This is a genomic window from Deinococcus aquatilis DSM 23025 (genome assembly GCF_000378445.1).
Taxonomy (GTDB): domain Bacteria; phylum Deinococcota; class Deinococci; order Deinococcales; family Deinococcaceae; genus Deinococcus; species Deinococcus aquatilis.
In genome coordinates this window covers 22,651-35,285 of the sequence record NZ_KB899718.1, presented here as the reverse complement: position 1 = coordinate 35,285, position 12,635 = coordinate 22,651, and the positions used below count along the sequence as shown (strand labels likewise).

Sequence of the window (12,635 nt, the reverse complement as noted above, 5' to 3'; positions counted from 1 at the left end):
CCGCTTCAATCTTCCTGACAGCCTCGCCAAGCTTCATGCGGTCACCCGGACCTGAACCTGACCCAGCTCGGCCAGTAAGCGTCCCACATTGATATTCGGCCCCGCCACCACGGCCAGGCAATACTGTCCCAGCGGCCTCATGCATACCGTCTGGCCGCCCAGATCCGCCGACATCAGGGTCAGGGAACGTTTTTGAAACAGCATGGCGGTGGCCGCAATGACCCCGCTGAGGCCCGCCGCATCCCGTAGCGCCCGCACGCGCAACACCTCTCCGGTAGAGCGGCACACCATCACACCCAGCACGCCCTGCATCCGGGCAAAATCCAGAATCAGGTCGTCCTGACCGCTGGCCGAGTCGAGCGCGTAGGTCTTGATTTCCGCTGGCCCGGTGTAGTCGGGGTCGTCAAACTCAAAATCGTCGGCGTTCAGGTGCGGCAGGTCGTCCCAGCGGGTATTGGTCATCACGGGGTTTTCATCCCAGGCAGCCACCGGGCGGGTGTCGTTGAACAGGGTCGGCGCTTTGGGGTACTGCACCTCCAGGCGGCTGGCAAGAGCCTGCAACTCGGCGCGGGCGCGGGCCTGCGGCAACACCGTGGACAGGCGGTTGAGCAGCGGCCCCGACAGTACCCGCTGCATCTCCAGGGCGCTGACGCCTTCCGAAGTCAGGTTCTGTTCGCGCAGCGCGGCACGCAGCATTGTTTCGGCGGCACGTTCAGACACACTGCCTGCAAGGGCACGCACAATCATGGAGTACACAGCGTTCGTCATGGCAAGAACCTCAGAAGAAGGGGCGGGCAGAAAAGGGCGGAGGGATCAGGAGCGTGCTCCGGAGGGCGAGGGGGTCAGGCGGAAGGAGGCTGCGGCGCATCGGCAAGAGCGGCATACCCCGTCTGAATCGGCCTCTTCCGGAGCAACACGGGTGAGCAACGTGAGAAATCCTCACGCGAGTATAAAAGCGTCTGCCTTACATTTTTGTTTCACCTGCGGCACTTTTAGAGCATTTATCACAAAGGTTCTGACGGTCTGGACGTGAATCAGACCACGGAAAGAGCCGGGTACGCAACTGGCCGACCAATTCACAAACCCGCACCGCATGTACTGATAGCGGCATGTCTGCCCGAACCGGACAACCTCCACCCCCACACCCTAAACTGCACAGCATGTCTGTGACCCTCTCGGCCCGCCTCAGCACCGAACTTTCGGCCCTGCGTGACAGCGGTCTGCTGATCCGCCCACGCGTGCTGGAAGCCCCGCAGCGTGCCCGCACCCGCGTTGACGGCGTGGATGTGGTGAACCTCGCCAGCAACAATTATCTGGGCTTTGCCGACCACCCCGAGATTAAGGCGCGGGCCACCGAATACGTGCAGACGTGGGGCGCGGGCGCGGGCGCAGTGCGGACGATTGCCGGAACGCTGCAAATTCATGAAGACTTCGAGACGCAGTTGGCCGAGTTCAAACACACCGGTAGCGCACTGGTGTTGCAGAGCGGCTTTACCACCAATCAGGGCGTGCTGGGCACCCTGCTGCAACCCGGCGACGTGGTCGTCAGCGACGAACTGAACCACGCCAGCATCATCGACGGCCTGAGGCTGACCAAAGCCACCAAAAAGATTTACAAGCACAGCGACCCCGCTGACCTGGATCGCGTGCTCAGCGAAAACGACACCGAGGGCCTGAAAATGGTGGTCACAGACGGCGTCTTCAGCATGGACGGCGACATCGCCCCGCTGGATGAACTGGTGGCCGTGGCCCGCAAATACGGCGCGGTGACGTATGTGGACGACGCCCACGGTTCCGGGGTGCTGGGCGCACAGGGGCGCGGTACGGTACACCATTTTGGGCTGGAGGGAGCCGACGACGTGATTCAGGTGGGCACGCTGAGCAAGGCGTGGGGAGCAGTGGGCGGCTACGCGGCGGGTCACGCCGATCTGCGTCAACTGCTGATCAACCGCGCCCGCCCCTACCTGTTTTCCACGGCCCAGCCGCCCGCCGTGGTGGGTGCTCTGGCCGCCGCCCTCGAACTGGTCGTGCGCGACCCCAGCCTGATGGAGCGCCTGTGGGACAACACGCGGTACTTCAAGGCAGAACTGGCGACGCTGGGCTTTGACACGATGGGCAGCCAGACGCCCATCACGCCCGTGCTGTTTGGAGAACCGGAGGCCGCGTTCGAGGCCAGCCGCCGCCTGCTGGCGGAAGGGGTCTTTGCCGTGGGGCTGGGCTTTCCCACCGTGCCGCGTGGACTGGCCCGGATTCGCAACATCGTGACCGCCGAGCACACGAAAGAAGACCTCGACTTTGCGCTGGGAGCCTATGAACGGGTGGGCAAGGCGCTGGGCATCATCGGGGCATGACCCCCACCACCAATCCCATCAGTTACCGCGTCTGGACCGCGCCCGAGCTGGCTGCCTTTGACGTTGCCGAGTTGGGCAAACTGCGGGAGGCGGCGTGGGGCGGATCGGATGATGGGCTGTGGTGGACACCCGTGCTGGAACGCAGCCTGACGTGGATCACGGCCCACGACGGCGCGGTTTTGGTGGGCTTCGTCAATGTGGCGTGGGACGGCGGCGTACACGCCTTTTTGCTGGACACCAGCGTGCATCCCGATTGGCAGCGGCGCGGCATCGGAACCCAGTTGGTGCGCCGCGCTGCCGAGGCTGCCCGAACCGGAGCCTTGGAATGGTTGCATGTGGACTTCGAGCCGCACCTGACAGACTTTTATGCCGGGTGCGGGTTTCAGATCAGCTCAGCGGGCTTATTTCGTCTGAAGTAAACACCCAGGGCCACACGCCCCCGCCCCCGCGCCTATCATCAACGCCATGAATGCCCCGCCGCCCAGCTCCGTGCCGCCCGCCTCGATGCCCCCCGTCGGAGACAAGCAGGACAAGGGCCGCGACGTGCAGGCCATGTTTGCCAGCATCGCGCCCCGCTACGACCTGCTGAACCGGGTGCTGAGCCTCGGCATAGATCGCTCCTGGCGGCGAGAAGCCACCCGCGAAGCCCTGGCACTGACGGGGCCGAGCGGGAAGGGCGCACGGGTGCTGGATGTGGCGACGGGCACGGCAGATTTTGCGCTGGAACTTAAAACCGCAGCCCCAGAAGCCGAGGTCATCGGCAGCGACTTCGTGCCCGAAATGCTGGCGATTGGCCGCGAGAAGGCCACCTCCCGCCAGATCGACATTCTGCTGGAAGAGGGCGACGCCCTGAATCTGCCGTACCCCGACGCCAGTTTCGACGTGATCACCTGCGCGTTCGGCTTCCGCAACTTTGCCGACTATGCACGCGGGCTGGCCGAATTTCACCGGGTCTTGAGGCCGAATGGGCGGCTGGTTATTCTAGAATTTCCGCCCCCACGCGCTGGGCTGTTCGGCAGCGTGTTCCGCTTCTATTTCCGCCAGATTTTACCGCGCATCGGGGCCTTGGTCAGCGGCAATGCTGGGGCGTATACCTACCTTCCCGAAAGCGTACTGGCCTTTCCCGACCCTGAACGGCTGGCGGGCCTGATGCGGGCCACGGGCTTCCGCACCCGCTTCAAGCTGCTGAGTGCGGGAATCGCGGCGATCCATGTGGGAGATAAGGGGTAACGGGCGGCAAGGGTAAACCCCCCCGTTGCTGACGCAATGCCCCCCCTTAGAGGGGAGGACAACTGCTTTTGTGCTCCCTCTAAGGGGGACTGGCTGCACAGCAGACCGGGGTTATCCCACCCCACACCGTCCCCGCCCGAATCCGTGTGAGGCCGTCGTCCACGCAGTGGGCGGGCCAATTCCAGCCCAAAATGAACTGGCGATTCAGCTTCAGATGAGGGAAACTACCGAGCCAGAATGCAACAAGATCACTCCTGCCGAGTGCAACGAAAACTCCCCTGACCCCTTTGGGGGCGGGGGCTGGGGGGTGGGGGTAAGCCGTGGCAGAAGACCAACAATCCCCCCTCTCTCCCCCACCCCAACTCAGCCCCAAATCCCCCTCAGCCACCTAGCCCATGCCCCGCCACCCCGGCATGTGCAAGGATTCGGGTCTGAGGTTCCCGCATGACCGATCCACTCACTCCCGCCGCCCCTGCCCTGGTCCCCACAGACACCACCCCGCCCGAAATCGGCCTGCCCGAACTGGCCCTCGTTGCCCTGATCGGCGCGTCGTCGGCGGGCAAAAGCAGCTTCGCGGCACGGCACTTTCTAACTTCGGAAGTGCTGAGCAGCGACGCCTTCCGCGCCCTCGTCAGCGATGATGAAAACAGCCTGGAGGCCACCAAAGACGCCTTTGAAAGCCTGTTTTATGTGGCGGGCAAACGCCTGAGCCGGGGCCGCCTGACCGTGATAGACGCGACCAGCGTACGCCCCGATGACCGCCGAACGCTGGTGGATTTAGCACGGGCGCACGACGTGTTGCCTGTGGCGATTGTGCTGGATCTGCCGCGCAGCACGCTGGAAGCACGGCACGCGGCCCGCCCTGACCGGGATTTTCCGGCGTCGGTGATCGTGCGGCAGATGACCGAGCTTCGGCGCACCCTGCGCGGGCTGGGCAAGGAGGGCTTCCGGCATGTGTGGGTCTTGCGCTCGGAAATGGAGGTCAATGCGGCGCAGGTACGGCGCGTGCCCCTGCACACCAACCGCCGCGACCTGACCGGGCCATTCGACTTTATTGGCGATGTCCACGGCTGCCTGCCCGAACTGCGCGAACTGCTGACCCGGCTGGGCTACGTGCCCCACGGCGAAAGCCCAGAAACTGAACACTTCATGCACCCGCAGGGCCGCACCGCCGTCTTTGTGGGCGACCTTGTGGACCGGGGGCCAGACAGTGTGGGCGTGCTGCGGCTGGTGATGAAGATGGTCAGGGCAGGCGCGGCGCTGTGCGTGCCCGGCAACCACGACGAAAAGCTGAAGCGGGCGCTGGAGGGCAAAGCGGTTCGGGCGCTGCACGGTCTGGACGCGACTCTGGCCGCGCTGGAGAAAGAGGGCGAGGACTTCAAACGCGAGGTCAAGACCTTCATAGAGCGCCTCGTAAGCCACCTCGTGCTGGACGGCGGGCGGGTGGTGGTCGCCCACGCGGGGTTGCCCGAACAGTATCAGGGCCGCAGCTCGGGCCGGGTGCGGAGTTTTGCCCTGTACGGCGATGTAGACGGCAGCAAAGATGATCTGGGCCTCCCGGTGCGCCGCGACTGGGCACGCACCTACAAGGGCGCGGCACAGGTCATCTACGGCCATACCCCGGTGGCCCGCCCGGTGTGGGTCAACCGCACCATCGACATCGATACCGGGTGCGCGTTTGGCGGCCACCTGACGGCGCTGCGCTACCCCGAGCAGGAGTTGGTGAGCGTGGCGGCCCATGCCCAGTACGTCGTGCCCCCGCGCCCGCTGGCCGAAGCCGAGGCCGCCGAAGCCGCCACCTTCGATCTCGCCACCTTCAGCCAGCCGGGGAAGATTCATACCCGCACCTTTGGCGGCATTCTGGTGAAGGGCGGCGAGCGCATGGCCGCCGTGGAACTGTGGAGCCGATTCGGGATAGAACCCGGCTGGGGCGTGTATCTGCCGCCCACCATGAGTCCGGTGGAAACCAGCAGCCAGCCCGAGTATCTGGAACATCCCGCCGAGGCGTGGGCCTATTACCGCGCTCAGGGCGTGCCGGAAGTCATCTGTCAGGAAAAACACATGGGCAGCCGCGCCGTGCTGGTGCTGGCCCGCACCGGGGAAGCCGCCCAGCGGGTGTTTGGGAGAGAAGGTGCGCCTGACCGCACAGGCCGGATTTATACGCGCACCGGGCGGGCCTTTTTTGCTGGGGCCGTGTCTGGTCGGAATGGGGCCGACTGGGAAGCCCTCATTCTGGCCCGCGCCCACGCTGCCGCCGAAGCTGCGGGCCTGTGGGACACCCTCCAGTCAGACTGGGCCGTGCTGGACGCCGAAATCTTGCCGTGGAGCCTGAAGGCCGGAGAGCTGCTGCGCGGGCAATACGCCGTCGTGGGAGCCGCCGGAAACGCCGTGCTGCCCGCTGCCGCCGCTGCTCTGGCCCAGGCTGCCGAGCGTGGGCTGGATGTGGCCGCCCTTCAGACGAGTACCGAGGAACGGGCCGCCGCGCTGCACGCCTACCGCGAGGCTTACCGCGCCTATGTGCGCCGGGTAGACGGCGTGGACGACGTGCAGATTCGGCCCTTTCACCTACTGGCCTCGGCGGGGGGCGTGCACAGCGACAAGGACCACCTCTGGCACCTGAACACGCTGGGCAGGCTGGCCGACGCCGATCCGGGGCTGTTTGGCCGCACCGATTACCGCGTGGTGGCCCTCAGCGATCCGGCAGCCGTGGCCGGGGCCGAGGCCTGGTGGCACGCGCTGACGGAAGCGGGCAGTGAGGGCATGGTCGTCAAGCCGCTCACCTTTCTGGATGCCGAGAACCGCAGCCTGCAACCCGCCGTGAAGGTGCGCGGGCGCGAATATCTGCGAATCATCTACGGCCCGGAATACACCCGCCCAGACAACCTCAAACGGCTGCGGGCGCGGGCACTGGGGGCCAAGCGAGCGCGGGCATTGCGCGAATTTCATCTGGGGCTGGAGGGGCTGGCGCGGCTGGCCGAGGGCGCAAGCACCAGCAACGTACAGGAATGTGTGCTGGGTGTCCTGGCGCTGGAAAGCGATCCGCTGGACGCCCGGCTGTAAACAACGGAAGCTTGTTTGAAAACAGCAGGGGTTGAGATTCACCGCAGCCAGAGCACTTTCATGAGACGTTTTCAGGCTGTGGTTCCGGCACTTTCTACAGGGGAAAGGTAGCGTCCCAATTTAGTCAGAGCAGAACGTTAGACTTTCTTCATGTCCACTTCAGATTCAGCCGGAAACCAACCGTCTGGCCCTCCTCAACCCGCGCTTCTCGGCCACCCTGATCAGGAAACGAAGTTTGCCGTGTACCTCTGTCCTCCGGCGGTCAGCGACCTGTACCGGGTCGGCTCGGGGCTGCTGGGCTATGACGTGCGGGCGGGTCAGACCGTGCCGATGCCTGAATTTATGCGCTCAGAATGGCAAACTGACGCCAGACCCTACGGGTTTCACCTGACCGTTACGGAGGCGTTCAGCACCGACCCAGCCAACTGGCCGCAGATCGAGGCCGAGGTGCGGGCGTGCGTGGCCTGCCTGACGCCCGGCGCGTTTCTGGGGCTGTCGGGAGGACGGGTAGAAGCGTGGGAAGACGGCAAAGTCTGGGTGCTGCGCCTGAATGCCAGCCCAGCCCTGACCGTGCTGCACACGCTGCTCTCGGCCCGCCTCGCACCGTATGTGAGTGCCTCGCCCTTTGACTGGGAGGTGCGCGAGGGCAAATACGCCCGCCCCCACGAGCAGGCACGGATGCAACTGCTGCATACCCCGCGTGGACTGGATTCCTGGCAGCCACACTTTACGCTGGCGCAGCCCTACAGCGGCCACGACCCCGAACGGATGCGGCATGAGTTGGAAGCGCGGCTGGCTCCTTTTCATTCCCAGAGTTATGCGGGCGTGACCCTGTTCGAGCGGCGGGCGGGTGAGACGCGCTGGCGTGTGCGGGCCGACATCCCCCTGATGGGGGCAACAGCCCTGGCCGACGGGGATCACGAAACTTCACGCGGAGGAGGGGCTGCCTCGCCTACACTCGGAGAGATGACGAACGACGCCAACTCCCGTCCCACTGGAAATCCCACTGCCCCCACCCGCAAACGAGTCGTGGTTGCGACTGGAAACGCCGGAAAAGTGCGCGAGATTGAGGAAGCCCTCGGCGGCCTGAACTGGCAGATGGACGGCATGGGAGCCTTCCCGATGCCCGAAGAAACTGGCGTGACCTACGAAGAAAACGCCGCCATGAAAGCCTGCGCCGCCGCCATTACCATGAACCGCACCGCGCTGGCCGACGATTCCGGCCTGGAAGTGGAGGCCCTGGGCGGCGAACCGGGCGTGTATTCGGCCCGCTACGGCAACCGCACCAGCGACCTGGACCGCAACATGTACCTGCTGGAGCGCCTGCGCGGTAAAACCAACCGCCGCGCCAAGTTCGTCAGCGTGGTCATTCTGGCCTACCCGGACGGCCACCTCGAATCCTACCGGGGAGAAGTGCCCGGCGTGATTCTGGAAGGCCCACGCGGTGAGGGCGGCTTCGGCTACGATCCCCTCTTCGTGCCCGACGGGGAAACGCGCACGCTGGCCGAAATGAGCCTGGCCGAAAAACGCGCCATCAGTCACCGGGGGCGGGCACTGGCCGCGCTGATGGAAGCGCACCGGGCCGGGGAGCCGGAGCGGGAAGTGACGCGACTGGAGTAGGAAAAACTGTAAGTGGTGAGTAGGAAGTGGTCAGTGGGAAGGTCAAGAGATTAAAAAGAGTGGACTGCACCAACATTCTGTGTGCAGTCCACTCTTTTTATCTTTTCCCACTCACCACTACCCACTCACAGTTTCACTGCCCGATGTACTTGGCCCACCCCGGCTGCCAGTGTGCGAACTGCCCATGCGCGTACACGCCGAACGTTGGGGCACGAGGCCGGGTGCGTAGGTGCATCCCGGCCTCGTCGGGGGTGCGGCTCCCCTTGCGCTGGTTACACACCCTGCAAGCGGTGGTGACGTTGTCCCAGTTGTGCCGCCCGCCACGCGAACGGGGCATGACGTGATCGAGCGTGAGATCGTCGGGCGAGCCGCAATACTGACAGGCAAAGGTATCGCGGCGCAGCACGTTGCGGCGGTTGAAGGGCACTGGATGCACGCGGGGACGGCGCACATAGCGGCGCAACCGGATCACGCTGGGCACGTTGATGGTGGTGCTGGGCGACCTGACGACATCCGCACTGTCTTCCAGCACCTCGGCCACCCCGTACTGCACGAGTGTAATGGCGCGTTTGGCGCTCGTGACATGCAGCGGCTCGTAGGAAGCGTTCAGCACCAGCACACGCGGGGCGTTCAGATCCGGCGCAACGCGGGCGGGCGGCCTCGCTGCTTCCTCTCCTCCATTCACGGTTTTGATCACACTCGTCGGGGTGTTCATGCCTTGCATAATACGGCGCGGCTGTAAGCCAATTGTTGCGCCGGGTGGCTTAGCTGTGGCTTACACCAAGCGCGGGAAAGGGAAGCGGGATCAGGCCAGTCCCAGCAGTTCCAAACCAGTAATCTTCAGGCCGCCGCGCATGAATTCCAGTACTCCATCGGCCACATACTGCACGGCCAGTGCGCCCAGCAGCACGCCCAGCACCCGCGTGACCACATGCACTCCGGTCAGGCCGATCAGACGGGCAATCTGGCCCGACAACCGCAGGGCCAGGTAACACAGCAGCAGTACGCCGAACGTGACGACAAAGACGGCACTCAGCAAAAAGCCGTCGCCGTGCGCGTCGCTGGCTAAAATCATGATGCTGGCGAGCGTACCGGGGCCAGCGATCAGGGGAATGGCAAGCGGAAACACGCTGATGTCCTGGCGTTCCTGGGCTTCCTGTTCCTCTTCGGGCGTTTCCTTGCTGCCGCTGGGCCGCGCAAAAACCATGTCCAGCGCGATCAGAAACAGCAGGATGCCGCCCGCCACCCGGAAGGCGCTCAGGCTGATGCCCAGATGCTCCAGCAGGGCACGCCCGAACAGCCCGAACAGTAAAATGATGATGCCCGCCACCACAGATGCTTTGAGCGCCACCCGCCGACGCTCGAAGGCGGGGCGGTTGCCTGCCAGTCCGATAAAAATGGGGGCGAGGCCGATGGGATCCATGACCACCAGCATGGTCAGGAAGGTTTGCAAGCTGATGCTGGAGAGTTCGGCCACGTTCACGCCCTGTAGCGTACTCTGACGGGCGTCACGGAAGCGTCACCCCAGATCAATTTCAGATCAATGTGCCGCTGTCAGACCTTCAGGGACGGGCGTTGACTTCCAGGGTGCCCACCGCAGCCACCGACTGGCCCTTCACCGTCTGGGTGGCCTGCACGCCCACCGTATAGGTATTGACGCCAGTGCCCTCCTTGATGTTGATCTGCACTGGAAACTGCTCGCCTGCCCTGACCTGCTTTTTGGAGAGTTGCACCGTAATTCCGGGCGTATCGCTCTCGGCGGCCAGCGTAAACAGGCCCGGATGCGTGGTGGGCGTGTAGCCACCGACCCGGCCCGTGAGGGTGCGCGACTCGCCCACGCGCAGGCTGAGGGTACTGATAGATGAACTGCGGTCGTTGGGGCCACCGGCCACAGACAGCACCACATAGCCGCCTGCACATCCCGTACCGCGTAGCGCCCCGATATCCCGCGCTCCGACTGACAGGGCAGGCAGAAGCGAGGCCACCACCAGCCCCAGCCCCAGCGCTGCCCGTCTGGGCCGCCGGAAGTTGAGGGCCGTAAAGCCCAGTCCACCCGGCCCCAGCAGCAGCGGCAGCAGCAGCGCCAGCAGAGTATGGCCCTGACAGGGATCGGGCAGCAAGGCCCCGCCCAGCGCCCGCACGCCAAAAACCAGCGCTGCGCCCAGTCCCCATCCCAGCAAAAAGGCCGGAAGAAATTCCGCCGCACGGTAGGACGGAAATTCATTGGGGGCAGGGGAAAGCGGCAGACTCATGCGCTGAGGCTAGCGCGGCGGGGCGGGGACAAAGAGGCAGAACGCCAGATGCGTGGCAGAGAAAACTCTGCCGCCACCAAGTCCAGAACTCCAGAAAGACCACGCCAGCCCGTCATCCAGCGGGATTGGAGGGCGGGTTCGTGGCCCATGGCCCAGAGCGTCCCGAAGTCAGAGACTGTCTGACGCGGCTTTGTGGGCGCAGGCCGTACACACACCCATAAATTCCAGCCGAACTTCTGTGACCGCGAAGCCTGCGGGCAATGCCGCCGCCGGAATACTGGGAATGGCCGCCGCGTCTACATCGAAAATTGCGCCGCAGCCCCGGCAAACCGCGTGGTGGTGGTACTCGCCGCCGTGTTTGTAATCGTAGCGGGTGGCCTGACCAGCACGCTCGATGGTCAGCAATACGCCGTCCCGCACGAGGGCGTCAAGGGTACGGTACACGGTGCCGAGGCTCACGCTGGGCAGCGATTGCCGCACCTGTCCATGAATCCACGCCGCGTCAGGGTGGGCACGCGAGGCCCGAAGAACCTCGATTACCGCCTGCCGCTGCCGGGTTTGCCGCACCATCGTCATGGGGCGAGGATAGCAAATGGGACACCGAGGGACTGTAAGTGGCGAGTGGGTAGCGTCCAGTGAAAAAAGCGCAGGCGGAAAGGAGCATTTAGATTATTTTTGAAGCTGTAGAGCGGCCAAGAAGATTCAGTCCACAGCACAGGCCCGCCTTTCTCACTCACCACTGACCACTCCCCACTTACAGCGCGTCAGCGCTCTACGGCCCATATTTCCCACCCTCCGGCAACGCCTCGCCCGCATGGATGGCGCGGGCCACGTTCAGGGCTTGCGGCAGGTCGGTGGCGGCGTACCAGCCTTCTTCCAGGCCGCCTTCGGGTTTGGTTCGGTAGGCACAGAGGGTCGGGCCGTAGCTGCACGCGCCGAGGCAACCGCTTTCGGTGAGGCGCACGCTGCCGCCCTTTTTGTAGTAGGCCAGAGACTCGCGCTCCAGGGCATTCCAGAGGGCGCGGTGCAGCAGCGCAGAACCCCGCGTCTGACAACTCTGGCCCTGACAGACCAACAGGTGTCCACGGGTGGAAAAATAAAGGGGGCCAGACGAAGAGGAACCGGACATAGATGCCTAGGCTACAGACCAAAGCGCACTGGATTGGCCTGCTTGCTTTCAATCTGGGGCGGGTAGATTGGGCCTATGCCCCCCAGAAGTCTGCTGTTGGCTCTCCTGATTACCTTCATCTGGGGGGTCAATTTTGTGGTGATCAAGCTCAGTGTCACCGACGCGCCGCCGCTGCTGGTGGCCGCGCTGCGCTTTGCTCTGGCTGCCCTGCCCGCCGTATTTTTTGTGCCGCGCCCGCTGATGCGCTGGCAACTGCTGGTGGGTTACGGCCTGGCGGTGGGCGTGGTGCAGTTCGGGCTGCTGTACCTCGCCATTCAGTTGGGCATGAGCGCGGGCCTCGCCAGCCTGCTGATGCAGATGCAGGCCTTTTTTACGGCCCTGCTGGCGGCGGCCCTGTTGCGAGAAAAGCTGGGGCCAAATCAGGTGCTGGGCATGGCGCTGGCCTTCACGGGCATGGGTGTGATCGGGTTGCTGGCCGACCATCAGACCAGTCCGATTGGGTTTGTGCTGGTGTTGGTGGCGGCGGGCGGCTGGGCCATCAGCAACATTCTGGTCAGGGCGGCGGGCAGCGCCAACATGCTGAGCTTGGTGGTCTGGTCGGCCCTGATTCCGCCCATTCCCCTCACCCTGCTGGCGGGCGTCACCAGCGGTTGGGACGCGGTGGGCCGCACCCTCACGCACAGCGGCCCCGGCTTCTGGCTGGCGGTGGCCTTCATGGGCTACTTCAATACGGTGCTGGGCTTCGGCATCTGGAACTGGCTGATTCAGCAGCACGGGGCCAGCCGGGTCGCGCCGCTGTCTTTGCTGGTGCCCGTGTTCGGCATGGTCAGCAGCGCCCTGTATTTTCAGGAGACCTTTCCGCCCCTGAAATTGCTGGGAGCCGCGTTGGTGTTCGTGGGCCTGATCGTGCATGTCTTCGGCGGCGTGTGGCTGGGGCGCTGGCGGGCGGTGCAGGGGTAAGAATCTGTTCTTTAAGCTTCCAGAGTCTCTAAA

12 protein-coding genes are annotated in these 12,635 nt (G+C 64.6%); 6 read left to right on the top strand and 6 right to left on the bottom strand.

Annotation, left to right across the window (positions count from 1 at the left end):
• Positions 1-33: 33 nt before the first annotated feature.
• On the bottom strand, positions 34-768 hold the full coding sequence (locus tag F561_RS0113915; protein ID WP_019010579.1) for a roadblock/LC7 domain-containing protein: 735 nt from the start codon (positions 766-768) through the stop codon (positions 34-36).
• A gap of 392 nt (positions 769-1,160) precedes the next feature.
• Here F561_RS0113915 and F561_RS0113910 point away from each other — a divergent pair, with 392 nt between their 5' ends.
• From F561_RS0113910 to rdgB, 5 genes are all read left to right on the top strand, one after another.
• Positions 1,161-2,351, top strand: a complete 1,191-nt coding sequence (locus tag F561_RS0113910) for a glycine C-acetyltransferase (protein WP_019010578.1) — start codon at positions 1,161-1,163, stop codon at positions 2,349-2,351.
• The gene (locus F561_RS0113905; RefSeq protein WP_019010577.1) at positions 2,348-2,770 is read left to right on the top strand and encodes a GNAT family N-acetyltransferase; all 423 of its coding nucleotides are present in this window, start codon (positions 2,348-2,350) and stop codon (positions 2,768-2,770) included. Before F561_RS0113910 ends, F561_RS0113905 begins: the two co-directional genes overlap by 4 nt.
• Positions 2,771-2,855: 85 nt before the next feature.
• Positions 2,856-3,581, top strand: coding sequence for a bifunctional demethylmenaquinone methyltransferase/2-methoxy-6-polyprenyl-1,4-benzoquinol methylase UbiE (ubiE, locus tag F561_RS0113900; protein ID WP_040380826.1), 726 nt, complete (start codon positions 2,856-2,858; stop codon positions 3,579-3,581).
• 444 nt (positions 3,582-4,025) lie between these two features.
• The gene (locus F561_RS0113895) at positions 4,026-6,641 is read left to right on the top strand and encodes a polynucleotide kinase-phosphatase (RefSeq protein WP_019010575.1); all 2,616 of its coding nucleotides are present in this window, start codon (positions 4,026-4,028) and stop codon (positions 6,639-6,641) included.
• 966 nt (positions 6,642-7,607) lie between these two features.
• Positions 7,608-8,261, top strand: coding sequence for an RdgB/HAM1 family non-canonical purine NTP pyrophosphatase (rdgB, locus tag F561_RS0113885; RefSeq protein ID WP_051096931.1), 654 nt, complete (start codon positions 7,608-7,610; stop codon positions 8,259-8,261).
• A gap of 133 nt (positions 8,262-8,394) precedes the next feature.
• Here rdgB and F561_RS0113880 read toward each other — a convergent pair whose 3' ends face one another.
• From F561_RS0113880 to F561_RS0113860, 5 genes are all read right to left on the bottom strand, one after another.
• Positions 8,395-8,985 carry an HNH endonuclease gene (locus F561_RS0113880; protein WP_019010573.1) on the bottom strand — a complete coding sequence of 197 codons (591 nt, stop codon included), beginning with the start codon at positions 8,983-8,985 and terminating at the stop codon, positions 8,395-8,397.
• Positions 8,986-9,066: 81 nt separating this feature from the next.
• The gene (locus F561_RS0113875) at positions 9,067-9,744 is read right to left on the bottom strand and encodes a MarC family protein (protein ID WP_019010572.1); all 678 of its coding nucleotides are present in this window, start codon (positions 9,742-9,744) and stop codon (positions 9,067-9,069) included.
• Between the two features lie 79 nt (positions 9,745-9,823).
• Positions 9,824-10,513, bottom strand: coding sequence for a hypothetical protein (locus F561_RS0113870; protein ID WP_019010571.1), 690 nt, complete (start codon positions 10,511-10,513; stop codon positions 9,824-9,826).
• A gap of 168 nt (positions 10,514-10,681) precedes the next feature.
• Positions 10,682-11,089, bottom strand: coding sequence for a Fur family transcriptional regulator (locus F561_RS0113865; RefSeq protein ID WP_019010570.1), 408 nt, complete (start codon positions 11,087-11,089; stop codon positions 10,682-10,684).
• Between the two features lie 196 nt (positions 11,090-11,285).
• A complete protein-coding gene (locus F561_RS0113860; protein WP_026298911.1) occupies positions 11,286-11,642 on the bottom strand; it encodes a (2Fe-2S) ferredoxin domain-containing protein in 357 nt (118 codons plus the stop codon).
• 75 nt (positions 11,643-11,717) lie between these two features.
• Between F561_RS0113860 and F561_RS0113855 the strand changes: the two genes are divergently transcribed.
• Positions 11,718-12,602 (top strand): EamA family transporter, encoded by an 885-nt coding sequence (locus F561_RS0113855; protein WP_019010568.1) that lies wholly within the window; start codon positions 11,718-11,720, stop codon positions 12,600-12,602.
• Positions 12,603-12,635 lie beyond the last annotated feature (33 nt).